This is a genomic window from Chryseobacterium cucumeris, assembly GCF_001593385.1.
In the GTDB taxonomy this organism is placed as follows: Bacteria; Bacteroidota; Bacteroidia; order Flavobacteriales; family Weeksellaceae; genus Chryseobacterium; species Chryseobacterium cucumeris.
Map to the genome: position 1 here is coordinate 245,073 of NZ_LUVZ01000023.1, position 24,597 is coordinate 269,669.

27 protein-coding genes are annotated in these 24,597 nt (G+C 36.4%); 19 read left to right on the forward strand and 8 right to left on the reverse strand.

The window, feature by feature from the left end; all coding sequences use genetic code 11:
• Positions 1 to 129 precede the first annotated feature (129 nt).
• From A1704_RS13535 to gldB, 7 genes are all read right to left on the reverse strand, one after another.
• Positions 130 to 642, reverse strand: coding sequence for a DinB family protein (locus A1704_RS13535; protein WP_062674210.1), 513 nt, complete (start codon positions 640 to 642; stop codon positions 130 to 132).
• Positions 643 to 719: 77 nt separating this feature from the next.
• Positions 720 to 1,172: a GNAT family N-acetyltransferase gene (locus tag A1704_RS13540; RefSeq protein WP_062674212.1), complete on the reverse strand. Its 453-nt coding sequence runs from the start codon at positions 1,170 to 1,172 to the stop codon at positions 720 to 722.
• Positions 1,173 to 1,239: 67 nt separating this feature from the next.
• Positions 1,240 to 2,379: a cystathionine gamma-synthase gene (locus A1704_RS13545; protein WP_062674213.1), complete on the reverse strand. Its 1,140-nt coding sequence runs from the start codon at positions 2,377 to 2,379 to the stop codon at positions 1,240 to 1,242.
• A 129-nt stretch (positions 2,380 to 2,508) separates the two neighbouring features.
• On the reverse strand, positions 2,509 to 2,832 hold the full coding sequence (gene gldC / locus A1704_RS13550; protein WP_034695059.1) for a gliding motility protein GldC: 324 nt from the start codon (positions 2,830 to 2,832) through the stop codon (positions 2,509 to 2,511).
• A 31-nt stretch (positions 2,833 to 2,863) separates the two neighbouring features.
• Positions 2,864 to 5,065, reverse strand: a complete 2,202-nt coding sequence (locus A1704_RS13555; protein ID WP_062674215.1) for a thioredoxin-like domain-containing protein — start codon at positions 5,063 to 5,065, stop codon at positions 2,864 to 2,866.
• A gap of 9 nt (positions 5,066 to 5,074) precedes the next feature.
• Entirely contained in the window at positions 5,075 to 5,977 is a 903-nt protein-coding gene (locus A1704_RS13560) for an ABC transporter ATP-binding protein (RefSeq protein WP_062674217.1), read from the reverse strand.
• A 133-nt stretch (positions 5,978 to 6,110) separates the two neighbouring features.
• Entirely contained in the window at positions 6,111 to 7,094 is a 984-nt protein-coding gene (gene gldB, locus A1704_RS13565) for a gliding motility lipoprotein GldB (RefSeq protein ID WP_174525199.1), read from the reverse strand.
• Between the two features lie 52 nt (positions 7,095 to 7,146).
• On the opposite strand from gldB, the gene A1704_RS13570 reads away from it, so the two are divergent.
• The 7 genes from A1704_RS13570 (at position 7,147) to A1704_RS13600 (ending at position 11,156) form a co-directional block, all read left to right on the forward strand.
• Positions 7,147 to 7,785 (forward strand): leucine-rich repeat domain-containing protein, encoded by a 639-nt coding sequence (locus tag A1704_RS13570; RefSeq protein WP_062674219.1) that lies wholly within the window; start codon positions 7,147 to 7,149, stop codon positions 7,783 to 7,785.
• A 10-nt stretch (positions 7,786 to 7,795) separates the two neighbouring features.
• Positions 7,796 to 8,323, forward strand: coding sequence for a GNAT family N-acetyltransferase (locus A1704_RS13575; RefSeq protein WP_065119624.1), 528 nt, complete (start codon positions 7,796 to 7,798; stop codon positions 8,321 to 8,323).
• The gene (locus tag A1704_RS13580) at positions 8,320 to 8,853 is read left to right on the forward strand and encodes a GNAT family N-acetyltransferase (RefSeq protein WP_062674222.1); all 534 of its coding nucleotides are present in this window, start codon (positions 8,320 to 8,322) and stop codon (positions 8,851 to 8,853) included. Before A1704_RS13575 ends, A1704_RS13580 begins: the two co-directional genes overlap by 4 nt.
• Positions 8,854 to 8,865: 12 nt before the next feature.
• Positions 8,866 to 9,657, forward strand: a complete 792-nt coding sequence (nadE, locus tag A1704_RS13585) for an NAD(+) synthase (protein WP_062674224.1) — start codon at positions 8,866 to 8,868, stop codon at positions 9,655 to 9,657.
• A gap of 25 nt (positions 9,658 to 9,682) precedes the next feature.
• Positions 9,683 to 10,186, forward strand: a complete 504-nt coding sequence (locus tag A1704_RS13590; RefSeq protein WP_062674226.1) for a ribonuclease domain-containing protein — start codon at positions 9,683 to 9,685, stop codon at positions 10,184 to 10,186.
• Between the two features lie 113 nt (positions 10,187 to 10,299).
• Positions 10,300 to 10,851, forward strand: a complete 552-nt coding sequence (locus tag A1704_RS13595; RefSeq protein WP_062674803.1) for a hypothetical protein — start codon at positions 10,300 to 10,302, stop codon at positions 10,849 to 10,851.
• Positions 10,848 to 11,156 (forward strand): barstar family protein, encoded by a 309-nt coding sequence (locus A1704_RS13600; protein WP_062674228.1) that lies wholly within the window; start codon positions 10,848 to 10,850, stop codon positions 11,154 to 11,156. The genes A1704_RS13595 and A1704_RS13600 overlap by 4 nt, the downstream gene beginning before the upstream one ends.
• Positions 11,157 to 11,376: 220 nt before the next feature.
• Here the strand turns inward: A1704_RS13600 and A1704_RS13605 are convergent, their stop codons facing one another.
• The gene (locus A1704_RS13605) at positions 11,377 to 11,859 is read right to left on the reverse strand and encodes a cytidine deaminase (RefSeq protein ID WP_062674230.1); all 483 of its coding nucleotides are present in this window, start codon (positions 11,857 to 11,859) and stop codon (positions 11,377 to 11,379) included.
• 100 nt (positions 11,860 to 11,959) lie between these two features.
• Between A1704_RS13605 and namA the strand changes: the two genes are divergently transcribed.
• The 12 genes from namA to A1704_RS13660 all read left to right on the forward strand — a co-directional run bounded on the left by namA (position 11,960) and on the right by A1704_RS13660 (position 24,541).
• Complete coding sequence (gene namA / locus A1704_RS13610) at positions 11,960 to 13,012, forward strand: NADPH dehydrogenase NamA (RefSeq protein ID WP_062674232.1); 1,053 nt, start codon at positions 11,960 to 11,962, stop codon at positions 13,010 to 13,012.
• 30 nt (positions 13,013 to 13,042) lie between these two features.
• Positions 13,043 to 13,321, forward strand: a complete 279-nt coding sequence (locus A1704_RS13615; protein ID WP_062674234.1) for a DUF2752 domain-containing protein — start codon at positions 13,043 to 13,045, stop codon at positions 13,319 to 13,321.
• A gap of 290 nt (positions 13,322 to 13,611) precedes the next feature.
• Positions 13,612 to 14,016, forward strand: a complete 405-nt coding sequence (gene tssD / locus A1704_RS13620; RefSeq protein WP_002977458.1) for a type VI secretion system tube protein TssD — start codon at positions 13,612 to 13,614, stop codon at positions 14,014 to 14,016.
• A 147-nt stretch (positions 14,017 to 14,163) separates the two neighbouring features.
• Entirely contained in the window at positions 14,164 to 16,095 is a 1,932-nt protein-coding gene (locus tag A1704_RS13625) for a type VI secretion system Vgr family protein (protein ID WP_062674237.1), read from the forward strand.
• 1 nt (position 16,096) lies between these two features.
• On the forward strand, positions 16,097 to 16,267 hold the full coding sequence (locus A1704_RS24500) for a hypothetical protein (protein WP_156106421.1): 171 nt from the start codon (positions 16,097 to 16,099) through the stop codon (positions 16,265 to 16,267).
• Positions 16,268 to 16,328: 61 nt separating this feature from the next.
• Positions 16,329 to 17,303 carry a DUF2931 family protein gene (locus A1704_RS13630; RefSeq protein WP_062674239.1) on the forward strand — a complete coding sequence of 325 codons (975 nt, stop codon included), beginning with the start codon at positions 16,329 to 16,331 and terminating at the stop codon, positions 17,301 to 17,303.
• A 34-nt stretch (positions 17,304 to 17,337) separates the two neighbouring features.
• Positions 17,338 to 18,750: a phospholipase effector Tle1 domain-containing protein gene (locus tag A1704_RS13635; protein ID WP_062674240.1), complete on the forward strand. Its 1,413-nt coding sequence runs from the start codon at positions 17,338 to 17,340 to the stop codon at positions 18,748 to 18,750.
• 53 nt (positions 18,751 to 18,803) lie between these two features.
• Positions 18,804 to 19,847, forward strand: a complete 1,044-nt coding sequence (locus A1704_RS13640; RefSeq protein ID WP_062674242.1) for a hypothetical protein — start codon at positions 18,804 to 18,806, stop codon at positions 19,845 to 19,847.
• Between the two features lie 29 nt (positions 19,848 to 19,876).
• Positions 19,877 to 20,365: a DUF4280 domain-containing protein gene (locus A1704_RS13645; protein ID WP_062674244.1), complete on the forward strand. Its 489-nt coding sequence runs from the start codon at positions 19,877 to 19,879 to the stop codon at positions 20,363 to 20,365.
• An 11-nt stretch (positions 20,366 to 20,376) separates the two neighbouring features.
• Positions 20,377 to 23,169 carry an OmpA family protein gene (locus A1704_RS13650; RefSeq protein ID WP_062674247.1) on the forward strand — a complete coding sequence of 931 codons (2,793 nt, stop codon included), beginning with the start codon at positions 20,377 to 20,379 and terminating at the stop codon, positions 23,167 to 23,169.
• A gap of 10 nt (positions 23,170 to 23,179) precedes the next feature.
• Positions 23,180 to 23,767: a hypothetical protein gene (locus A1704_RS13655; RefSeq protein WP_131797511.1), complete on the forward strand. Its 588-nt coding sequence runs from the start codon at positions 23,180 to 23,182 to the stop codon at positions 23,765 to 23,767.
• 3 nt (positions 23,768 to 23,770) lie between these two features.
• Positions 23,771 to 24,541 carry a hypothetical protein gene (locus A1704_RS13660; protein WP_062674251.1) on the forward strand — a complete coding sequence of 257 codons (771 nt, stop codon included), beginning with the start codon at positions 23,771 to 23,773 and terminating at the stop codon, positions 24,539 to 24,541.
• Positions 24,542 to 24,597 lie beyond the last annotated feature (56 nt).

A 24,597-nucleotide genomic window follows, 5' to 3' on the forward strand; every position in this document is an offset into this window, starting at 1 on the left:
GATAATGCAATGAATTTTAGGGATATTATTCTATTCAATAGAAATGAGCTTTAGCCCATTTAATCCTAAGATGAAAATCATATGGCTTTAGCCAAACCTAATTCAAAAGTATTTTTTAATTTCTTTCTATTACATCCATCCCAATTTCGATAAATACCTTTCCTCAATAATATTCAGATGGTGGTAATTGTGGCCTACAATTAGTTTTCCGATGGTTTCTACAGTAATTTCATGACCATTGGCGGTACCTGTATTCTGTAAAGCTGAAGGGTGAAGTGTTTCTAATAGAATCTGGGAAGACTTCCTTACCAGTTTGTATTCTTCCAAAAGGGATTCAAGTGTTCTTTCGTTTGCAAAAGATTGGTCTGCATATCCGTTTTCATCAAATCCGGGAAGGTTGTTTTTCTCTCCTCTGGCGAAAGCCAATATTCTGTATTGGAAAACTCTTTCGGTATCAGATAAGTGGAGTAGAAGACCTTTCAAAGTCCATTTTCCTTCGGCATAAGCGAAATTTGATTGTTCTTCAGTAAGATTGGAATAAATTCCGATGGTTTTGTCTGCTGATATCTGCAGCTCGTTGATCCAGTTTCCTGATGGAATCTGATCTAAATATCTTTGAATGTATTTTTGAAAATCGGTCATATTATTTTTTGTTTGGGTTACGGGATTCGGGATTTGAGATAGTGAGTGTAATGTATTAATTACTCAGTACCCATTGCTCATTGCTCATGATTAGTCCACTCGTAGAAATTCACGGAGTCATACAGCTCAAAGCCACAGGCAGGATAGAGTTGATTTCCGATGTCATTGCTTTTTCCTGTTTCTAAGAGGATACCACATGCTTTTGAGGAACGGCAGTGTTCTTTGGATTCTTCAATTAATTCTTTAGAAAAGCCTTTTCCTCTATGGTTGTCATTAACATACAGATCATTTAGCAGCCAGTAGCGCTGCATTCTTGTTGATGAAAATATGGGGTATAATTGTACGAAGCCTGTCAGTTTTCCATTTTCTTCCGCAACAAAAATTTCAGAATCTTGATTTTCAATCCTTTCAGAAAGAAAATTTGTTGCTGCAGGAATATCTGATGCTTTATGGTAAAATATCCTGTACTGATCAAACAATTCCGCCAATTGTGGTAAGTCGGAAAGAACTGCTTTTCTTGTATTTTTCATAGTATTAGTGGTGTTATAATAAAATGAGAAAGATTAGATAATCCTTCTCATTTTATGCTTATTAAAATTAAGAAAAAGCTTTCTCTAAATCTGCAATAAGATCTTCAGCATCCTCAATACCTACACTTAAACGAACAAGATCGTCAGTGATTCCCAATTCAGCACGTTTTTCTGCAGGAATTGAAGCGTGTGTCATCAAAGCAGGGTGGTTAGCCAAAGATTCTACTCCTCCTAAAGATTCTGCGAGCGTGAAAACTCTTACTTTTTCTAAGAATTTGATAGCATCTTCTTTCTTTCCGGATTTAAAGGTGAATGAAACCATTCCTCCCGATTCCTTCATCTGAGATTTTGCCAGTGCATATTGAGGGTGAGATTCCAATCCTGGATAAATTACTTTATCTACCGCCGGATGAGTTTCCAAATATTTTGCTACTGCAAGACCGTTATCAGAGTGTCTCTGCATTCTTAATGCCAATGTTTTGATTCCTCTCAATACCAGGTAAGAATCGTGTGGTCCTAAAATACCACCACTCGCAAACTGAATGAAGTGAAGCTTATCTCCTAACTCAGCATCTTTAGCAATAAGCGCTCCGGCAATCACATCAGAGTGTCCTCCTAAATATTTTGTAGCAGAGTGCATTACAATATCAGCTCCCAAATCAATGGGTCTCTGGATATAAGGTGTTGCAAAAGTATTGTCTACCGCCACTAGAATATCTTTCCCTTTAGCAATGTCTACAACAGCCTTGATATCAACTAACTTCATCAATGGGTTAGTTGGAGTTTCTACCCAGATCAGTTTTGTTTTATCCGTAATAACATCAGCAATTTTAGAAGCATCATCAAAATTCACGAAAGTAAACTTCAGTTGATATTTTTCGAAAAGTCTTGTAAACATTCTGTAAGTACCTCCGTAAAGATCATCTACAGCAATTACTTCATCACCTGGGTTTAATAATTTTAAAACACAGTCGATGGCAGCAAGACCAGAACCGAAAGCTAAACCTCTCGCTCCGTTTTCAATACTTGCCAAAGAATCCTCTAATGCCTGTCTTGTAGGGTTAGCGGCTCTTGAATATTCATATCCGGAATGTACTCCCGGGCTTTTCTGTGCAAATGTAGAGGTTAAAAATACAGGTACATTTACAGAACCTGTTGCAGACTCGTGGTGCTGCCCTCCGTGAATTACTTTTGTATTAAAATTCATAATTTTTTGCTTTAAGCTGGAACATTAAGCATATGAGTTTAATGTTCATTATTTTTTATTAAAAGTTGCTCTAGCTGAGTACAAAAAGCTTACCGCTTACTGCCTTCAGCTTATTGCAATTGTATTTTTTTACTTAATGGCAGATTTTACCGCAAATTCTTCGGCAATTTCTTCCATCCACTGCGCTACATCCTCTTCACCTGTCGCTCTCTGGTATGTACTTCCTAAAGATATTAAAATCTGGTGGATAAACATCTTCATCTGGTCTACAGGCATTTCTTTGGTCCAAAGATCAATTCTTAACGCTTCTCTTGTCTTATCATCCCAAACAGAAATCATGGTTGCTTTTGTATCTTGTTTGTCAATACCTCCATCCTGAGCGTTCCATGTAATATTTTCCGGTACGTGATTTTCATCAAGCTCTACATCTATCGTAATCTGAGTCTTTCTCATAACTTTCTTTTGTTTCTAATTTTGTGCAAAGTTAATACTTCTTCAGCTTATCTAAGGCTTCTACAAAATTATCTTCATCAGGAAATGGACTATTAAAGTTAAAAATTTTACCTTCAGGATCTATAATGATAAATCTTGGAATAGATTGTATTTTGTACTTATTCATAAACTGCTCTGCATTTTCAAGCCAGTATTGTGGAATATTGGATGGTTTTGTCTTGAGATAATTCAGCCATTTTGATTTTTCCTGATCTAAGCTGATTGAAATAAACTGGATATTTTTATCATTTCTATATTGATAACTTCTTGTTTCAAATACAGGACGAATTTGCTTGCATGGACCACACCAACTTGCCCAAAAATCTATTACAATATATTTTCCTTTGTATTTTGAAAGATTTTGAGAACTTCCATTATCCTGCAGAAGTTTCAGCTCTGGGAAAGGAGATCCTTTCTGTGAAATATTGATCTGTTCAAGCTTTGAATAAAGCATTTTTTTATAATCAATATCGTTTATTTTGCTAATCTCAGCTGCAAAAAGCTTATTTCTGAATGCACTGTCTGTTTGTATTTCAATACTTTTTAATAGATGCTTTGATAATAGCTGATCTTTAGTTTTTCCTTGAGGAAGCAAATTGATTTTAGCAAATAAAATACTGTCCGTATTAGAACGTTGATCATCATCTGTAAGCATCTGATCCAGTTTATATTGCAGATAATCATCATTTTTACTTAAAAGCGGAGTGGGTTTCAAAATATTTTCATTGAGTTCATTCAGAAATAGTTTTGGAGGAGCAAATTTAGGATCAGACCATGAGGTCATTCTTCTGTAATTATTGATTTCATTAAGGTACTGAACTGCCATCAGCTGTTTTCTATATGCCTTATAATCTTCTGAAAGACCATTGTTTTCTGCATCTGCATAATGATCTAATTTTTTTTTATTGTCATCCCAGTCAGATAGGGCTAATTCATAAAATTTTTCAGGGTTATTATTTAAATTCTGATTTTCCAGTGCGAGCCAAAAGTCTATTCCGAAAGAACTCTCAGTTTTATTATAAACCTGATCAGATTTTCTGTTAGATTTTAAGTTAAATGTTATTTTGGTGTTATTTAATTTAATGTCAAAATCAAACCAGTCACCATTTCCCATCACAACCTCAAGTTTTTTATTGCCAATTTCAAGAATGTACTCATCTAAAGGAAGATTTTGAGAGGTAGACCAGTTGAAAGTATTATTTTTAACAGCAACCACTCCAATTTTTTTATGAAATTCCTTTGAAACAATTTTCACAGAATCAATTTTAAGATCCGTTTCCAGTGTTCCTGAAATAGAAGTTTCTGATCCAACGCTTGTATAAGGTTTTGGTTTTTGTATAAAATAGAGTAGACCTGTTCCTGCAATTAACAGAACCGTTGAAATGACAATTTGTTTTTTATTTTTAAGAAAAGCATTTTTAAACCCTTTTTTACTGTACCAGAAATATCCGATAACCAGGAAAACAGCCATCCAGAAAAAGCTCATATACTCTGAGTGAGAAATAAAATAATTCAGATCCCTTATTTCAGGAGCATTCCAGAATGTATATAACGAACTGTATGGATTAAAGAAAAAACTCTTTTTTTCCACTATTGAATATATATTAGAGCCCAATCCTAATATACCAATAAGAAATGACCATATAAACCCCTGGAAAACTACAGAGAAGCATAACTGTAATGCCGCAATTCCCAGGATAGCAGCGAAAATTCTTATCCAGGTCTTAAGCGTCCATAATACATCAAAGGTTAATAACTTTGCAGGATTTGGATGAATATAATATTCTGCGAGTGATAAAATTATATTAAAAGTAAAATAGGAGAAAATACAAATGAAGCTCAGGGATATTAAAATAATATATTTTGAAAAATAAAGCTGGAATTTATTGACAGGCTGTGTCTCCATCAGTTGCCATCCGTTATTTTTATGATCCGTTTGAGCAATTCTGTTTGCTGCAATGATCAGAAATAAAAGCAGAATGAAAAATGTAAAATATTTCAAAGGGCTTCCACTTATGGATTCTTCAAAAATGGAATATTTAAGTGATTCTTTAGCAATGGGATCCGGACTTAACAAAGACGGAATAAAATTGATGAAAGGTATTAAAGCTCCTAAGATAATAGCCGTATAAATTAGCCCTAAACCTTTTATTTTTAGCCATTCTATATTGATAGCTGTGATTAATTTTTTCATTTGTGTAATTTAATTTTTTGTAATTTCCATAAACCATTCTTCCAAACCTGCGCTGCTTTTGATTTCAAAAATCTCGGCATGGTTTAAAACCAGTTTTTTCACAAGGTCAATAATATCCTCCTTTGATTTGGACGTAATTTCTATCGTATTCTCATCAATTAATTTTGGGGAATAATTCTTCGGAATTTCATTCATATGCTTATGGGCGTGATTCAATCCGATTTTGATGTGATTGTATCGGTACAACTCATTCAATTCTTTTATGCTTCCTATAAATTTTATTTCTCCATGCGAAATAATAGCAAGATGAGTAATCATTTTTTCAATTTCCTGCAATAAATGGCTTGAGATCAATATCGTTACACCTTCTTCTTGGTTAAGCTTTATCAATAATTCACGGATTTCCAACATTCCATTAGGGTCCAGGCCATTTACCGGTTCATCCAGAATCAGAAGTTCTGGTTTCCCCAAAAGAGTCATTGCAATGGAAAGTCTTTGTTTCATTCCTAAAGAATATTTCTTCATTTTCAGATTTCTGTTTTCCCATAAATCAACCAGATGCAATACCCTTTCACATTCTGTTTTCGGAAGATTTCTTAATTTAGAAATGATGATCAGATTTTCCCAGCCGGACAAATGGTCATAAAATGCTGCACTGTCAATAAGACTTCCGATTTTACCAAACCCATTCGGATAAAACCCGGAAAGGTTTTTACCAAAAATCTGTATACTGTTTGTTTCATCGGGTATCCCTCCAATAAGTAACTTCATTGTTGTGGATTTTCCTGCTCCGTTGGCACCCAGGAAACCAAAGATGCTACCCTTGGGTATAGAAATGCTGAGATTTTTCAGAATTTTCTTATCCTTTGAAAATCCATAGTTTAAGTTTCGAATTTCAATAATGTTTTTCATATGTGATTGTATTTGAAACAAAAGTATGCAATAAAATAGTAGTATGCAATACAAAGTAGTATTGATGTTTAAATTCTACTTAAAAAAATCCTTTAGTGTAAGCTAAAGGATTTAAATATTTAATTTTATAGAATTATTTTAACTTTGGTTTATATCCTGATTGATTAAAAATCGTGGTAGCATCCATTTTCAGGAACTCCGTTAATTTTGTTTCAGGTTTTTCCTTAAGATATGCCTTGCAGATCTGCCATCCCGTAAAAATTCCGATTTGTGGGGAAGATTCATTGTCTATTTCTGTATAAAACTTCGAGAATGGTCCTGGTGAAATAAAACGTTCTCCCAATCTTGGATCATCTCCAAAGATCAGATTACTTTCTACAAAATAATTCCAGATATTGGCTTCATTACTTGTTGCCCATTCATACTGCTTTTGGGTATAATTCATTTTCAGATAATCGGGCGTATCCGGAAGAAAAGCATCCTGAAGAATCATTACTTTTCCGTTAAGAATAATCTGATCAATAAATTTCTGGTGATCAGGAGATTCGGTGACAATATTTTCTGCAAAAAGCTGTGATACTTTCGGAACAATATTCTGTGGGTTCATAGACTTTTGGAAATATAATTCCAATCCTTTATAATTAGCATTTCCGTCTCCCATAAAACCGGTAACATCTATGAATAAAAGATTACCCTTTTCATCATAAAATATGGGGTCCTGAACCATCTGTAAGGCAGATGAGAATAAATATACTTTGGGATTTTTAAACTGCGGAAAGTAATATTTAATATGCGAAAATAGGCTTTGTAGCTCCTTTTGCAGCTTTGCCTGATCTATTTTTCCAATAGCTTCCTTGTAGATTTTGATCTCTTCGGCATCAGCTCTTCTTTTTCCGAAATCGGCATCAGAAACACTTCCCTGAAACCATGGAAATTGAGTTTTAAACTGATCCAATGGAATATTCGGATTGTAGAATTCTTTGGAAATATCTGTGATGTCAACTTTTTCGGCAGTTTGTTTAACTTCTACCTTCCATTGATTTTCAGGTTCTTTTTTGCAGGAAATAATTCCGGCGGCCAGAAGAGAAGAAAGTGCAATATATCTAAAAATCTTCATTATTTTTACATGGAATTTAAGTTGACAAAAATAAGGATTAAATACACAATTCATGATGAAAATTAAAATATTTACAGTTATCTTTATTATTTTGGGACTTTCTCTTCTCTTCGGACAAAAGTTTGAGTTTAATGACAAAAACTTTGAAAAAGAAGTACTGGAAAATTTTGATCTGAATAAAAACGGAATACTTGAATCTCAGGAAGCCGTAATGGTCACCAATCTGTTCCTTGTTCAGAAAGGAATTACTTCCACGGAAGATCTGCGCCTTTTTAAAAATGTAAAAATGATTATTTTGGATGATAATACGATTTCTAATATTGTCATAAATGATCTAGATCAGCTAGAATTGTTTTCGTGTACAGGATGCAAAATCTCTTCATTCAAAGCAGAGAATCTTAAGAATTTAACGGCGTTATATCTGGATAATAATCTACTGCAAAACATTTCGCTGGCAGGAATTCCAAAAATTGACCAATTAACATTATCTTTAAATCAATTAAAAGAAATAAACCTGCTTCAGTTGAAAACATTAAGAAAACTGAATCTGGAACATAACAAGCTTCAAAAAATTGATATTTCCGGTAACCTGGTCTTACAAACCCTTAATATAATGGGAAATAAGATAAGAGAAACAGATATAAAGAAGGGTGCTAAAACGAACGTAACCATTTTTGGAGCTGAAGAATAAACTAATAATTATGATGATAGAAACAGAACGACTGGTTTTAAGAAAACTTGAAGAAACAGATTTTGAACGTATGTTTCTGATGGATTCCGACCCTGAAGTAATGAAATATCTGGGTGAACCTGTGGCAACAAAGGAAGAATCAAAAGAAGTAATTAAGATGATTCAGAAGCAGTATGAAGAAAATGGAGTTGGAAGGCTTGCTGTTATTGAAAAAGAAAGTGGCTTGCTGATAGGATGGTGTGGCTTAAAATTAATGACAAAACCTATCAATGGCTACATTAATACCCTTGATCTTGGATACCGTTTTATTCCGGAGTTCTGGGGAAAAGGATATGCCACTGAAGCAGCTAAAAGAATGCTGGAATATGGTTTTAATGAACTCAATGCCAATGTGATTTATGCTTATGCTGATTTCGGAAATACAGGCTCAAAGTATATTCTTGAAAAGCTCGGTTTTGAAAATAAGGGAAAGTTTGAAGAAGATGGAATATTGTGCTCCTGGTACGAACTGAAGCGTGAAAAATACAGTAAAAAATGATAACAATACGGCAGGAAGAAAAAAAAGACCATCAACAGGTTTTTCAGCTTACGGAAGAGGCTTTCAGAGAAATGGAACACAGTGATCATCAGGAACAGTTTCTGGTAGAAAAACTAAGACGTTCAGAAGCTTTCATCCCCGAATTATCTTTGGTGGCAGAAGATGAAAAGGGTACAATTGCCGGACATATTCTGTTTACTAAAATTAAAATTGTCAACGAAGAAAAATCGTTTGCTTCTCTTGCCTTGGCACCTGTTTCAGTAAAACCGGAGTTTCAGAATCAGGGAATCGGAGCAAAACTGATTCTTGAGGGACATCGTATTGCGGAAGAATTGGGATATGAATCGGTGATATTGATCGGGCACGAAAAATATTATCCTCGCTTTGGTTACAAAAAAACGAGTAATTTTGGAATTTCTTTTCCATTTGATATTCCGGAAGAAAACGGAATGGCTGTAGAATTGGTAAAAGACGGATTAAAAGATAGAAAAGGAGTGGTAAAATACCCTCATGAATTTGGAATAGACTAAAAAATATAAACAATGCAGACACAAAAAGTAATAGATCACATTGTAAGCTGGTTAAAGGATTATGCTACAAATGCTAAAGTAAACGGATATGTAATTGGAGTTTCCGGAGGAGTAGATTCCGGAGTAGTTTCTACTTTAGCAGCAATGACAGGCATGAAAACACTACTGATCGGAATGCCGATCCGCCAGAAAGCTGATCAGGTAGATCGTGCACAGGATCATATGAATGACCTTAAATCCAGATTTCCCAATGTAGAAACAATATCCGTCAATCTTACGCCGGCTTTTGAAGAGATCTATAAAACCTTCCATGTAAACGATGAGGTATATCCCAATGAGAATTTGACTTTTGCCAACACAAGAGCACGTCTTAGAATGCTTACACTTTATTATTACGGACAGCTGAACGGGCTTCTTGTTTGTGGAACAGGAAATAAAGTAGAAGATTTCGGAATTGGATTTTATACGAAATATGGAGATGGCGGGGTAGATGTTTCACCTATTGCAGATCTTTATAAAACTGAAGTATACGAACTTGCTAAAGGATTGAATCTTATCAAAAGCATTCAGGAGGCTATTCCTACCGATGGCCTTTGGGATACGGAAAGAACAGATGAACAGCAGATTGGTGCTACGTATCCGGAACTGGAAAAAATCCAGAAAGAATATGGAACGAAAACAGCTGACGATTACGAAGGCAGAGATAAGGAAGTTTTCCAGATCTTCGACAGAATGCATAAGGCTGCGAAACATAAAATGGATCCTATTCCGGTTTGCGATATTCCTGAAGAATGGAGAGCATAGAATAGCATTACAATAAATAACAGGTATGAACGGTAAAATAAGATCTGTATTTTTTATATGTCTGGGGCTTCTTTTCGGAATGTCTGTGATGTACGTCTACAGGAACTTTATTGAAGATAAAAAAGAACAGTCAGGTTCTGCAAAAAAGGAAACGCTGAGTTATGGCAGTACTTCTTCGGATGGTAATTCCTCTGTCCAGGTTTCTATAGACCAGCTTACAGAAGAGAAAACGGTAATCAGCTATGTAAAGCAAAATCATAAGCTTCCGGATTATTATATCACTAAAAAGGAAGCAAGAAAAAAGGGTTGGAATCCTTCTCAAGGAAATCTTTGTGATGTACTTCCCGGAAAAGCTATTGGCGGAGATCATTTCGGAAACAGAGAAGGACGTTTGCCGGATGGAGAACGATACTTTGAAGCAGATGTAAACTATCATTGTGGTGGAAGAAATGCTGACCGTATCATCTACACTCAAAATGGTGATGTATATCTTACCAAAAACCACTATAAAAGTTTTGAAAAGCAATGACCAATGTATAATTTACATTGTAATTATTATAAATCTTAATTTTGAAAAATTATAGACTTTTTTACTTTATTATTCTTTTGATTCTGACCTACTCATGTTCAGAAAAGAAAAATATGATAGCGGAAAAAGCAGCAAAACCAGCCGTAACAATACTCATACAGCCATTTAAAGATATTAAACCGGAAACTGTAGCAAAAGTAGCCGAAGGAATAAGAAATATATACCCGAATGTTAAAGTTCTGGATGCGATAGAATTTCCTGAAAATACTTATTATAAAGAGAGAAACCGATATAGAGCCGATTCAATCATTAAGTTTTTGAATAAAGAAACAAAAGAAGGTTTTGTCACAATTGGTCTGACAGCGAAGGATATCAGTGCTACCAGAGGAAAGATCAGAGACTTTGGAATCATGGGGTTGGGGTATAGACCAGGAAAAGCTTGCGTGGCTTCAAGTTTCAGACTGAGTAAAGAAAACCGGGATGAGCAGTTTTACAAAATAGCCATTCATGAGTTGGGCCATACACAAGGGCTGCCACATTGCCCGGAAAAAATGTGTTTTATGAGAGATGCAGAAGGTAAGAATCCTACCAATGAAGAAACGGATTTTTGCAAAAAATGCAAAACTTTTTTAATCAATAAAAATTGGAAATTTAATTCAATATGAAGACAGTATATATAGATTTTACGGACATAGGTGACTATGAAGATTTTTACGCCCAGCTAAAGGAGAAAATTCAGCTTCCTGAGCAGTTTGGCGATAATCTTGATGCACTTTTTGATACGATCACCGGAGATATGGAAATGCCGCTCCATTTAGAATTCGTCAACATGACTGTAGATCAGCTTGAGATTTTTGAAGACTTGCTGACTACCTTGGAAGATGCTGAAGAAGAAGTGGAAGATTTTAGTTTCAGCTATTATCTGGAGCAGTACGAAGACGAAGATGACGATGTAGAATCTGAAGAATAAAAAAAGAAAGGCTGTTCCTTACAGGAGACAGTCTTTTTTATGCTGATTCTTGGCTTCTATAGTATTCAATTCTTTATTCTTTACCGTACAAACCTAACAGGTTTCCAAAACCTGTTAGGTTTATTATATCCTTTAACTGTAACCCTCATTTACGACTAATCAATGCGAAGTGTCAATGATTCAAACCTTGGCAAGGAGCTAAAAATCAGGTTTCACTTGGTTACAAAAACGTAGAATCAAAATAGAAAGGAAGAAGATCCTTCACTGCATGCACTTTTACAACCTCTTCATTCATACTCGAAAAATAAAGGTCGATATTTTCATTCTGCTTGGTCTCGTATTCAATCAGACTCTGACGGCATGCTCCACAAGGGGGAATTGGAGGGTTTTTCTCATGGAATTCTTTCGGTCCGCCCACAACGAAAATCTTTTTTATTTTCACATCCGGAAAATTGGCTGCTACCCAAAAAAGAGTAGTCCTTTCGGCACAGAGTCCGGATGGGTAGGCTGCGTTCTCCTGATTGTTTCCGGAGTAGATCTCTCCGTTTTCCAGTAATACGGAACATCCTACCAAAAATTGAGAATACGGTGCATATGCATTCTCACGAGCCGCTTTGGCCCTTTCAAATAATGTATTTTCTATATCGCTCAGCTCACTGCTATTTTTAAAATATTCGTAACTGATCTGTATGTCTTTTTTCATATATTGTCAACTAAAAAAGGGGGGTAAAATTAGTTCTTTTTAATGAAGTGGGCAATATTTTATTCTCCTGGGGAAAAGTTCAATTTTTTTAAGACTAAAAATGTTATACACACCAATAAAATTTAGGAATATAGAGTTAAAAAACAGATGGGTCATGTCACCTATGTGTATGTATTCATGTGAAAACGGAGAAGCTAACGATTTCCATTTTGTACACTACGGAAGCAGATCGCAGGGCGGTACAGGTCTTTTGATGGTAGAAGCTACAGGAGTAGAACCCAAAGGAAGAATTACCAATCACTGCATGGGAATCTGGAATGATGAACAGACGGACAAATTACAGAGAATTGTTGATTTTGTACACAAAAATTCAGAAAGTAAAATAGGAATTCAGCTGGCCCATGCCGGACGAAAAGGGTCAACATGGAATAATATACAGATTCCTGTGGAAGAAGGTTGGGAAACGGTGGCACCAAGCCCTATTCCTTATCACCCTACAGAAAGAATTCCGCATGTATTGAGTACGGATGAGGTGAAGGATATCATTCAAAATTTTAAGAAAGCAGCCCGAAGAGCTGTGAAAGCAGGTTTTGATATTATCGAAATTCATGGAGCTCACGGATATCTGATCCACCAGTTCTTATCACCGCTTTCCAATATCAGAACAGATGAATATGGGGGAAGCTTTGAAAACAGAATCAGGTTTCTGATCGAAATTGTAGATGCTGTTAACGAAGAGCTGGATGAAAATACAGCCCTTTTTGTAAGAATTTCAGGAACGGAATATGCTGAAAATGGCTGGGATATTCATAGCAGTGTAGAACTGGCGAAAATTCTAAAAGAACATTCCGTAGACCTTGTAGATGTATCCAGTGGTGGAAATATTCATGGAGCGAAAATTTCAGTTTTCGAAGGTTATCAGGTTCCTTTTTCTTCGCAGGTGAGAAATGAGGCTGAAGTGAAGACAGGAGCTGTAGGACTGATTACCAAGGTAGAACAAGCCGAAGAAATTCTTCAGAAAGGGGATGCCGATCTTATTTTCGTAGCAAGAGAGATTCTGAGAAATCCTTATATTGCTGTTCAGGGATCTTTTGAAATGAAAGAAGACTGCTTTTTCCCACACCAGTATACCAGAGCCAAAATCTCTACTTAAAGATCGTAATAGTCTGTAAAAACAACAGAAATGGATATCAATGATTTTATGCTTACCTGTCCCAGTAAGAAGTTTTTAGGGGTAGAATGTCTCGGTTGTGGTGCGCAGAGAGCAATCGTATTGGTATTTGAAGGAAAATTTTCAGAAGCTTTTCAAATGTATCCGGCGGTATACACCTTATTGTTATTCTTTTTGATCCTTGGCGTGAGTTTCATCGATAAAAAAAGAAAATATGGTAATATTTTAATGATTTTAGTGATCATTAATCTTATTATTATGGTAGTTGGGTATATATATAAACATTATTAACCATGAAAAGATAAGAGTTTAAGTGTTTGGTTGTGAGTGTTTTTTTTGTTTTGATCCTTCTGCCTTGTATTGATTAATGGGAGTTTGTGTAGAAAAATTTTAACATAAAGCATGATTTAATAGATTAAAATTCCTGTATTATTTTGTTGGGTAGAATTTTAAAATGTCGTAGAACTACTACAATTTCTGAAACAGTGGCCTAAAAACTTTTTAAATTAGAACATGAACTCTATCTTTGTTATATAAATCCTATATCAGGGAAGAGTCGTTAATGATTAAAATTTAAGAATATGGCAGGAAATTCAAGAGGAATCTTAAAATTCAATGGAGGTGAAGGTCAGAAGTTGTTAAAGCTTAACTATAGCGTGTCAAGATCTACAGATGTTTCAGGACGTGTAGCATCTGATCCGTCAAACGCATTGATCAAAGTAACAATTGAAGCAACAGAAAAATCTGATGTGTTAGAAAGCTTATTAAACAGTAAATATAAACCAACAAGCGGAGAAATCAACTTTAATAAATCTCACGAAGAAGGAACATTGATCTCTTTGAAGTGGGAAAACGGATATGTAATCCAGCATGAAGTAGACTTCGATGCCATTGATAGTAATAATATGCTGATCAGCTTCGTAGTAAGTGCTGAAAGCATTACCTATGGAAATTCATCTTATGACGGACTTTGGCCAATGAGCTAAGTCTTTCATGAGCAAGAAATAAAAGACTGTCCTTATAAGACGGTCTTTTTTTACCTAAGACTATATTCTGCAGGATCTTTTGTTTTTATTTTTAAATTCTCTTTCTGTTGAATAATCGTTTAGAAAACTAATCAAATCACTAAAAATATGTCAAATACACCTGGAAACTCACAAGCGACGTCTTTTCGTCCGACGCAGAATGCAGATGGTATTTCCGAAAACCATCACACAGGTATCAACCGTCTGGTAAAACTTTCTCTTGTCATAGAAGGGAAAATTATCAAGTACTACAAGCATTTCAAGCTTAAGCAAAGTACCAGACGTCATCACGAATTTACGCTGACTTTGGCACACGATACTCTGGGAGACAGACAGACCCATTCATTGGAAGAAGCCAATAAATTCCTTGGAAAGCGACTTACAGCCGTTATTTCCTATAAAGATATTGACAACAGTCCGGAAAGAACCTTTGTAGGAGTAATTACCGGAGTGGGATTCAGTCAGGAACATATGAGTTTAGGAAATATTGTGCTTACAGGTTACAGCCCTACCATCCTTCTTGACGGTGCACCGCATATTCAGAGTTTTGGAGGAAACCAGCCTGTGAATGTAGGAATCATTGCTGAAGAGGTAATCAAGCAGGGAATTGATAAAAGCAGATTTGATGTCAGAGTAGATGCCAATAACTTCTCTCAGATTATCTATAGCAGCCAGTATGATGAAACCCATTATAACTATCTGGCAAGGATGGCAGAAGCTTATGGTGAACAGTTTTACTATGATGGTGAAGTTTTACATTTCGGAAAACTGCCTGCTCAGAATAAACCCATTACGCTTACCTATGGAAGCAGTGCCAATGAAATAAAAGTTGAGCTGAAAGCAGTACATACAAAACCTCAATTTTACGGTTACAACAGTAATAAAAATGAAAAGCTGACGTCCGGTTCCACACCCATCAAACATGTAAGTGATCTTGCAAAAACAGCATACAGTCATAACGAAACTATTTATAAGACTCCGGCTCTGCAGATAGCTCCCATCAAAGCAACTACACACTTAGACGTGGAGTATTCTCAGAAAAGTGCAGCTGGAAGCGAAGCGGTAAATGTTTTTTCTGTTTCAGGAAATACAACAGTTCCTTTCCTTCATCCGGGTTGCGTAGCAGATGTCCAGATGCGTAAACAGGATTCTAATGAAACCTCTTATTTCACAAGGATAATGATTACGGAATCAGAACATGAGATTGACACAATAGGTCATTACAAAGGAAGCTTCGTAGGAATAGCAGCAGATACAGGATTTCTTCCAAAACCTGAGTACATCATTCCGAAAGCTGAGCCACAAACTGCCACCGTAATTTCCAATACGGATCCCGAAGGACAGGGAAGAATACAGGTAAGATTTGACTGGCAGACCAATGATACCACTCATTTTATCCGTATGATGAGCCCAGATGCCGGAGGAACCGATCAAATTACCCAAAACCGTGGGTATGTAGCGATTCCGGAAGTGGGGGATCAGGTGATGGTCAACTTTGTGCACAGCCATCCGGACAGACCTTTCGTAATGGGAGGAATGTTCCATGGAGGCGTAGCGTTGGGAGGTGGCGTTAACAATCATCTTAAGTCTATACAGACCAGAAGTGGAATCAGGATTCTCATGAATGACGAAGAAGGAAGTGTAACCATTCTTGATCCGAGTGGTAATACCTATTACATGGACGGACAGGGTAATATCAGCATGAAAGCACCTAAAAACTTTACTTTAAATGCAGGCGACAATATCAATATCACTGCAGGAAAAGAAATTTCAATAGGAGCAGGAGCAAGTATTACCAGTACAGCAAACGATAATATTGTTTCCATCGCAGGAAAAGACATGAAATTAACCGCTTCGGGAGATATTACGGAAACCTCCGACACCAGAACGGAAATGATTGAAAAAGAATTCAAGAGACAATCTGAAACATCCAATGAAATAGCAGGGGAAATTTCCATGTTCAGCGAACTGGAAAATATGACCATGCAGAGCGGAAAGATTGTAGAGTTCAACAGTGCTGAAAAATCAAAACTTTTCTGATATGGCGATCATCAAAACAGCAACCAACCTGCGCATAACAGTTAAGGATTCTTACCATCTGAGTGTAGGAAAAAAGGTTGAGAAAATAGCAAAGAAAATCAATGTGGAAGCACACAGAGATAACCTGGTTTTAGCAAGTAACAAGAAGATTATGTCCCATGGCCATAAGTAAGTACAACCTGCTGATTCTTTTTATATGGTGTTTTTCATTAACGAATTGTCAGAATAAAAAAATGGAAGAAAAATACAGTTGGCTGGGAACCGTTTCTGCACCGCAGGAATACCCGATGGAAGTGTATGAAGGTGCTATTGTTGCCGATGATTTTACTTACGGCTTTGACGCCATCTGGGGAACACAGAATACAGGATGGGGAAAAGAAGGAGGCACCATGAACGTCAATACTGAAAGAATGGATGCGCCTCATGAACTGGAATTCACATGGTATTCTCTGGTAGAAAATAAATTCTACACTGGAAAATGGAATCTGGATAAAGAAAAGATTAAAAGCCTTTTTAATGAAGGATTTGTAGATCAGGATACGAAAAAGAAAGCTACCTACAACTCCTTTGTGGTGGGACTAGCTCCCCAGGGAAGAGTTGTGCTTTGGATGAAAGGCCCGGGAAACCAGAAAGAAGTAGGTGCTTTTCAGGCTCATGATACCATTATCACCAAAGAAAAAGCATACGATAATGCTCAGTATATGTTGAAGGAAGGCTTTGCAGAAAGAATGTTGAAAGATCCGTCTTATAAGACATTCAAGCCGGAAGTTCGTGAGAAAATTGAAAAAGAAGGCTATCCTGCAGCAGATATTTATAACGTATACAGAGAGAAATACAACTGGAAACCTGTTGTGATTCTTCCTGAAGGAGCCACATGGATCGATTTTGGTTTTACCAATTATAATGGAGAGCAGGAAAATCTTTTTGACCAAAGTTTAAAAGAGAATATTTACAAAAGCAGAGCTATACCAAAATTCTGTGGTTTTTACTGGAAAGATAAAAATAACAACAGGTATGCAGTATGGATAGACGCTTTTGATGACAAAGAAATATTTGATCTGTTTCAGAAATCAGGAAAAGACAAAAACATTGATCTGACCATTAAAGTCAACGAAGATAATACCAAAGTTTTAGTGTCTTTAGAATCTGAAAAAGAAAAGCTGGCCGTTACCAAAGCAAAAATCAGGGTATCCCGAAAGATAGAATAATAGCATTCAATCAGTCAATTTAAAAACAAGAACGATGCACAACAATCAATTTGGAAGTTATACACCATCTGTATCCAAAGAGGAAGTACTGGATATTACCATTGGGATTTTTTTTGACGGAACCCTGAATAATAAAACCAATACAGACGAAAGAAAAAAGGGAACAGATGCCCATAAAAAACATGGTGGAGGAGCTAAAGACAATACCAGTTATAACAATGACTGGAGTAATGTAGCCCGCATGTGGGATAACTATGATAAAAACTTTGGTATTTATATAGAAGGAATTGGTACAGAAGATAAAAAAGGAGATGCTACCTTGGGATATGCTTTCGGAACAGGGGAAACCGGAATCAGATCAAAAGTGAGAAAAGGCTGCGAAGAAATTGTAAAAAAGGTGAAAACCCTTAAAGCTGAAAAGAAAGCTGATAAAATTGCGGTACTTACTTTCGATGTATTCGGATTCAGCCGTGGAGCTGCTGCCGCACGTAATTTTGTATACGAAATAGGAAAGGCAAAATATAAAGCCAGTTCACGCACCGTCGCAAACGAAGCTGTTTCAGTAACCACCTATTCAGATGATGACGGGAAAAGTGTTGATTCTGAAGAACTTCCAAAATGGGGGCACCTTGGCCTCAAGCTCGAAGAAGCAGGATTAAAGGTAGATGTCTTAAAAGTAAGATTTCTGGGAATCTACGATACTGTTTCTTCCTATTCAAAATATCTGTCACCAGTACCCAATTTCAGCAATGACGTAGAAGAATTAAGCCTGAATGAAATTGGAAAAGCCCAGACTGTAGTTCACTTCATTGCAGCCGATGAACACAGAGAAAACTTTGACCTGACAAGAGTACATATCGGAACTGAAAAAACATTCCCTGGTGTACACTGTGACGTAGGCGGAGCTTATGAAAACGGAAATGAAACATGGGAAGAAGTTGAAACATCATGGACTACCAGCAGCAAATTAGAAGCACTAAAGACAGAGCTTGAAAATGAAGGATGGTATCATAAAGGTGAGCTCACCATTACCCCCGGATTCTATTTGTCGTTAAGAGGTTCACGTGATCTTGTAAAGACTTTTAGTTATATCCCTTTGCATTTTATGGCAGAATACGGCATTGATAAAAATCTTCCTATCACCTTAAAAAAGATGACGGATGATAAATATTCCATTTTGAATGATCAGTTTTTAATAGGAATAAAAGACCGTCTTAGAACTTACGTCATGGGAGACGGTAAACCTTATTCTTTCAGACATTACAAAGAGCTTAGGGATGCCTATGGAGGAAATGAAATCCCGGAACACCGTCAGGCAGCTTATCAGAAAGAAGTAAAGGAACAGGACGATTTAAGAAAGCTTCGTCATGAGTACCTTCATTGGTCTGCAAGAAGAGAAAAAATAGGAATGGATCCGAGACCCAACAGAACAAGGGTTATCCATTAAACATTTAAATAAGAGTATTATACCAAAAAAGAATTTGAAGCAGGAACATTTTTATGCAGAAATATAATATACATACCGTTCAGAAAGATGAAACTTTAAAAAGTATAGCCTCACTGTACGGGCTTGATAAAGATGCATTAAAACTCTTCCATAATAACCACTGCGCTGTTAAGGATATGATCCTGATTAACCTTAACGGGCAGAAAGAGCTTTTTGTTCCGAGAACTGCTGTTGCAGATAAAAACATTTTAGTCAAATTTGGAAGAGGAAACAGCCTTACTCTTCAGCCGGAAACTTCAGTGCGAAGATATAGCGTAGTTATTACCATTGAAAAAGGAGAACATAAAAGTGAATTAAAATATGAAGTATCCGTTCGGTGGCTGAAAACAGAAAAAGGACATCATTTTTTTGAGATAGACAGAACATCAAAGCTTTATCTCAATGAAGAAGAAGTGAATGAAATTGCAGATCTGCTGGCTTACAGAACTTCTAAAGTTTTATACCCTTTACACATCAGTACAGATGAACATGGTCAATTTGAAGGAGTAGAAAATGCTGAGGCTTTTTCAAAAAGATGGCCAGCTATAAAAGAAGAGATCTATAAAGAATTTGAAGGCAAAACGGTAAGTGAGTACTGTGAAAAGATTGAAAAAGTAATCAGCCAGCCTGAGGCGATCAGTCTTTACCTGAAAAATGATTACTTCGTCCGTGCTTTATTTTTTGGAATATATCAAAGTTTTGGAAAGGAATTTAAAACAGAGATGACAACAACCTTTCCTGTAGTAGACAATGCAATTGAACCCAGCTACAAATTGACACTGGAAACAGATCCGGTGAAAGGAGAAACAGGCCTGATTACCATAGAAGGGTCAGGAAAATTATATGAAGAAAGAAATATTGATGATTTTATAAGAAAATCACCTTTTTCATTGATTATAGAAGACGACCCTGTGATGAATGAAGAAGGACATTTCAGACTCATAAGCTATCTGAAAGGAGAAACTTCACTTCCGGAATCTCTTTACCTCGAATGCAGTATCATGCTGCAGGAAGAGAAAAAGATTTCAGTATCAGTTTCAGGAATTGATGAAAACTAAATTACCACTTCACTAAAGATAAATTTAATATGGCAGAAAAACATATTGTAGTACAGGGCGCCCTATGCAAATGCCAGTTCGGGCAGGTTCCGGACAAGCTGAAAGTACTTACACATCAAAAAGAATATGCCAATGATAAAAGCGCTTCCAAAAAACTGATCGTCACCACGAAAGAAATTGGAGCCGCCACATTTGAAAAAAATACATTCGGAAACTGTACCAAAATGGGAGTGCCGCCGCCGCCGTGCAAAATTATGGTTACAGAATGGCAGAAATTTTATGATAAAGTACAACTCAGCAATGGCGGATATATTATTGTGGAAGACAGCAAAGCCGTATGTGCTGTTGCAGGAACGCCTTGCATCGAGATTATAGACCACGGGCAAAGAGCGGAAGCCAGCCAGCAGAACTTTAAAAATGCCGATAAAGATGTTCAGCAGCAGATCAATCCGTTGGTAGATTCTGAAGAAATGTATAACGAACAGCCTTCAGGAGGAGGGCAGGATGGTGCAATCTAAATGATAAGAAAATGGCAAAAGGCGTAAAAAAAATAAAAGTTGTAAGCGGATTGTATTACCCAAAAATGTCTGTATTAGGGCAAAGAATTACCATAAAACCGGATCAGTGGGTGCAGTTCGGTGTGGACGAATGGCTGCCGGGCACTACAGATGCAGACAAAAAGAAACCGCTGACCTGGATGAGACAGAACAGCAGCAAAAAAATTATCATCAATCAGATCACCTCTGCTACCGGATATAAATTTTTAATTGGTAAGCAGTACTGCGGAAGCTATCAGTTTTATATTGAAGCCAGTCTTTCAGGAGTAAGAGATCCCAAAAATGATACAGGAATATATGTAAAAGGCTGGTGTGAACCTAAAATTGTAAGCAGCAAATGGTCTACGCAGAAAAACAGCAAAAGCATCAAAAACAATAAAAAAGTTGATTACATTTCCTATGGACATATTGTTCACCTGAACCTCGTGACAGAAGGGCTTAATGGAAATACAGTCAGTATCGAACTCTGGAATCAGCAGACAGCCAAGGCAGATAAACTGGTACATACCTACAACAATGTACAGGTAATAGATGGTGAAGTCAATCTGAAAATAGAAAACACCTTTGCCTGGATGGCCTTTGTAGACAATATCCAGAATGTAGAGGAATTCTATGTTAAAGTGAAAGATGTTGCTTCCAAACAATATATCAAAGATAAATTGGGTGATGATCTTCATGCCATCTATCTGAATGTTAAAAATAAAGTAGCCACTACCAATACCAACGGTGCTCAGAACCAGACACCAACCAAAGTATATAAGCCGGATGTAAACTCTGTCAGACTTGAGCCCTGCAAATTTGAAGTGATCAAGATTACTGAAAATGAAACTAAGGACGGAAAAGCCAGCAATACAACCGTTAAAGTTTTTGACAATGGGAATGGTGTTAAACTGATAAAATCTGCTGCATTACAGGAACATATTCAGAGAACAATCTATTATAAATTTGATTCCACAGTCATTGATAAAGATGGGGTTGCTATTCTTAATAATGTACTCAAATTCCTTTTGGAACATAAAGATGCTACCATGAATCTCAGCGGCTATGCCTGTGTGATAGGAAAAGAAAATTATAATAAAGGACTTTCCCAAAGAAGAGCAGACGTTGTCAAAAAATTCTTTGCCGATGGTGGATTAGATCCCAGAAGAATAATATCCGTAGGAAAAGGAGAAGTAGATCCTACCGATGATAAAATGGGAAGAGACAATATCAAATACAAAAATGAGAAAGACTACGAAAATAACCGCAGAGTAGATATCTCATTTGTTTTTAATGCTCATGATGCACAAACTATTCATTATGAAGTAACAGCACCAGATGTCTCTACAAAGAAAAACCTCATCATTGATGTCACAGGTTTTCAAACCAATGAGTGTTTCAGGGATAGTAAAGGAAAACATAAAAAACAGATTCAGATTGTAGATGTAGGACAGGCAATCGATAAAGGAGATACGGTAAAAACATTTACCACACCTACCTTTACTTATGGAGTATATTCAGATTTATCTCAATTTAATGCTCTTCCTATACAATATATCTGGCCTGCAGGGACAAATCCGAATCAGTTTCATCTGCATGTTCATACCTGCAGATATTATAGCAATGAGAAAAGGACGACAGTATTGATAAAAGCCTATCCGGATATCAGCTGGACATTGAGTTTTACACTGAACCTTACCAATGATCTCAGCGTAAAGTGGATGAATATGGATCCCCATGAGCATAAAGAACTGCAGAAAAGAGCAGGTAAAATGGGAGCAGAAAAAAGATGGAAGCAAAAGGATGCCTCACTTGCATTCAGTTTAAAGGCAAAATGGAACAATGATAAGCAGGAAAAAGAATTAAAATATCAGTACGAAACCAAGTTTAAAAAAATATATGATACATTTGCTGCCATAGGAGCATTGTCAGATGGAGTTCTTAATCAGGCCAAAGGAAAAGTACGCTCCATTTCTCCTAAAGGGATTCCAGTAAGCTTTGCTGTGAAACCTCCTAATATGGAATTGTCAGGTAACTGGCTTTTAAAGCATCCTAAAGATAATAATGCCATTATTGGTACAGATGTAGCTATAGGTTTGAAAGCAAATCCGCTGATTGGTCTGGAAATGACAGTTGATCTTCTGGGAGCCCTGGTATTTGGTATTTCCGGAGCGGTAAGCGGAGGAACAGCTGCGCCGGGAGTCACAAGGCTGTATCAGGAAATTCAGGGAAAACTGAAATCCGGAATAGATGTAGGGAATGATAATGCAGGCTTCAAGGCATCTGTTGATATCTTTATGGATCTTATTATTTCCAGTACGATAGAAGTGGAATCCGAATTTAAATTTAATACGGCAGGAAAACTCAAAGATTCCGAATTTAAAGTCTCAAGTAAGAGTAAACTTAAATTGGAATTGAAAGTAGGAGTAAAAATTCAGGGAGAAGTTTCACTGGCTGTTATAAAAGCAGAAGCTTATTTTGAAGCATCAGCATCCGGAAGTGCTTCCATAACCTATGGACATGGTATCAACTATGATGAAAAAGGACTTTATTACCGTCCTGTTCTCGGATTTGACGGCCTTGATGCCCAATATGTAGTTACAATAAGTGTAGGTCTTGCTATTAAAATTGCAAAAAATAAACATAAAGTGGAGGAAAGCAGAAATGGAAAATATGAAATTGCCAAAGGGGATTTTAAAAATGTAATTCCTCCTTTTGATGTGATAAAAGAATTAGAGTCCTTATTTGGAATGAGTGCAAATATTCCGTTGATTAAAAATGATTAATATTCATACAATGAAAAATCTTATCTTATTATTTAGCTTTTTGGCTATTGTGTCCTGCAACGGACAAACCGATCTGGAATCTTTAAAATTTGATGAAAAAGTATCGGATAATATTACGAAGGGAGAAAAAGAAACAGAAGCCAATTACGGATTATTATCATATAAACAGGCCGATGTTAAAAACTATAAGCTGGGAACTGTATCATTTTCTGAATATACCGTACCCAAAGGATATGATTATTCCAATAACAACCTTGCGCTTTTTGTAAACTCTTACCAGAATAATCAATACCTCGGATTTATACTGAACCTTGCTAAAGAAGACGAAGGGAAAAAGCTGATTGATTATCTGACTAAAACCTATGGTAACCCGGAAAAAAGATCCACTGATAAAACAGGAGCTGCTTACTTCTGGGATGCATCAGCTAAAAATAAATGGATATTTTTAACCCAAACTCAGGAACTGACACAGGACAATACAAAATATACCAATACCAAACTGATTGTAGTAAAGAAAGGAACCAGAGTGGAGAATTCTTCAGATGCCGGCACTTTCTCCATCTTAGACAGTTTTACCCTTGCTTATCCTAAAAAATAAAAAATGAAACCTTATTACGAAATAGATTTTAGTGCGGTAATGTGTTCATTTCAGATCAAAATTAATGATGTGGAATTAATTTCATTGAGTATTGAGGGACAGACCAGATCAGATTTTCCCATCAATCATCTTATTCTGGAAGGAGGTAAACAAACGATTGAAGTGAAAGGTCTTCCCATGGACGGGCATCAGGAGTTACACGAAGATTCTTACATAAGATACAGAGTGAATCTCTATGATATGGCTTCCGGAGAATATGCTTTTGTAAAACAGTTTGATGAATATTTTACCAAAAAGCCCGATAAAAACATACCTTTTATAGGACACGCAAGTACATTTGAAGCAGATGTACCTTATAAATTGGAGGCATGGCAGAACGGAATGAACCTTAAAGACGCTAAGTTCGACGTTAAACAAAAACTAATCAGAAAGTATAACGAAATTATAAAGCTGATTAATGGCGGCAATTACAGTTCGTTCATAGCACAATATCAAAAAAGAGAAAATAATAACGCTGTAGCCATGTATCTTAGCAAAAGCCAGGCAGAAGGCAGGATGCAGAGTATCATTTCGGATATGCAGAATGGATACAAAGCGCAGAGCCTTCCGGATGATATTCAGGTAGAATATTCAGCATTTGGAAAGTTGGCCGCGTTAAAATGTACAGATATGATGTCTGCATTACGCCTTGAAAATCCGGAAAGTGAGGAGGAATTAGTTCTGCCCATAACATTTTATATCCCAGAAGGGAAGGATGAGTTTGAGATTATATAGCAATATTTAAAAGAAAGAAATACTGAAGCAAAATTCAGATATTTCCACCAGATTTT

Bases quoted from the DNA above. Each gene is read 5' to 3' on its own strand.
- A1704_RS13535 (WP_062674210.1), bottom strand. From the start codon at position 642: ATGACCGATTTTCAAAAATACATTCAAAGATATTTAGATCAGATTCCA.
- A1704_RS13540 (WP_062674212.1), bottom strand. From the start codon at position 1,172: ATGAAAAATACAAGAAAAGCAGTTCTTTCCGACTTACCACAATTGGCG.
- A1704_RS13545 (WP_062674213.1), bottom strand. From the start codon at position 2,379: ATGAATTTTAATACAAAAGTAATTCACGGAGGGCAGCACCACGAGTCT.
- gldC (WP_034695059.1), bottom strand. From the start codon at position 2,832: ATGAGAAAGACTCAGATTACGATAGATGTAGAGCTTGATGAAAATCAC.
- A1704_RS13555 (WP_062674215.1), bottom strand. From the start codon at position 5,065: ATGAAAAAATTAATCACAGCTATCAATATAGAATGGCTAAAAATAAAA.
- A1704_RS13560 (WP_062674217.1), bottom strand. From the start codon at position 5,977: ATGAAAAACATTATTGAAATTCGAAACTTAAACTATGGATTTTCAAAG.
- gldB (WP_174525199.1), bottom strand. From the start codon at position 7,094: ATGAAGATTTTTAGATATATTGCACTTTCTTCTCTTCTGGCCGCCGGA.
- A1704_RS13570 (WP_062674219.1), top strand. From the start codon at position 7,147: ATGATGAAAATTAAAATATTTACAGTTATCTTTATTATTTTGGGACTT.
- A1704_RS13575 (WP_065119624.1), top strand. From the start codon at position 7,796: ATGATGATAGAAACAGAACGACTGGTTTTAAGAAAACTTGAAGAAACA.
- A1704_RS13580 (WP_062674222.1), top strand. From the start codon at position 8,320: ATGATAACAATACGGCAGGAAGAAAAAAAAGACCATCAACAGGTTTTT.
- nadE (WP_062674224.1), top strand. From the start codon at position 8,866: ATGCAGACACAAAAAGTAATAGATCACATTGTAAGCTGGTTAAAGGAT.
- A1704_RS13590 (WP_062674226.1), top strand. From the start codon at position 9,683: ATGAACGGTAAAATAAGATCTGTATTTTTTATATGTCTGGGGCTTCTT.
- A1704_RS13595 (WP_062674803.1), top strand. From the start codon at position 10,300: ATGATAGCGGAAAAAGCAGCAAAACCAGCCGTAACAATACTCATACAG.
- A1704_RS13600 (WP_062674228.1), top strand. From the start codon at position 10,848: ATGAAGACAGTATATATAGATTTTACGGACATAGGTGACTATGAAGAT.
- A1704_RS13605 (WP_062674230.1), bottom strand. From the start codon at position 11,859: ATGAAAAAAGACATACAGATCAGTTACGAATATTTTAAAAATAGCAGT.
- namA (WP_062674232.1), top strand. From the start codon at position 11,960: ATGTTATACACACCAATAAAATTTAGGAATATAGAGTTAAAAAACAGA.
- A1704_RS13615 (WP_062674234.1), top strand. From the start codon at position 13,043: ATGGATATCAATGATTTTATGCTTACCTGTCCCAGTAAGAAGTTTTTA.
- tssD (WP_002977458.1), top strand. From the start codon at position 13,612: ATGGCAGGAAATTCAAGAGGAATCTTAAAATTCAATGGAGGTGAAGGT.
- A1704_RS13625 (WP_062674237.1), top strand. From the start codon at position 14,164: ATGTCAAATACACCTGGAAACTCACAAGCGACGTCTTTTCGTCCGACG.
- A1704_RS24500 (WP_156106421.1), top strand. From the start codon at position 16,097: ATGGCGATCATCAAAACAGCAACCAACCTGCGCATAACAGTTAAGGAT.
- A1704_RS13630 (WP_062674239.1), top strand. From the start codon at position 16,329: ATGGAAGAAAAATACAGTTGGCTGGGAACCGTTTCTGCACCGCAGGAA.
- A1704_RS13635 (WP_062674240.1), top strand. From the start codon at position 17,338: ATGCACAACAATCAATTTGGAAGTTATACACCATCTGTATCCAAAGAG.
- A1704_RS13640 (WP_062674242.1), top strand. From the start codon at position 18,804: ATGCAGAAATATAATATACATACCGTTCAGAAAGATGAAACTTTAAAA.
- A1704_RS13645 (WP_062674244.1), top strand. From the start codon at position 19,877: ATGGCAGAAAAACATATTGTAGTACAGGGCGCCCTATGCAAATGCCAG.
- A1704_RS13650 (WP_062674247.1), top strand. From the start codon at position 20,377: ATGGCAAAAGGCGTAAAAAAAATAAAAGTTGTAAGCGGATTGTATTAC.
- A1704_RS13655 (WP_131797511.1), top strand. From the start codon at position 23,180: ATGAAAAATCTTATCTTATTATTTAGCTTTTTGGCTATTGTGTCCTGC.
- A1704_RS13660 (WP_062674251.1), top strand. From the start codon at position 23,771: ATGAAACCTTATTACGAAATAGATTTTAGTGCGGTAATGTGTTCATTT.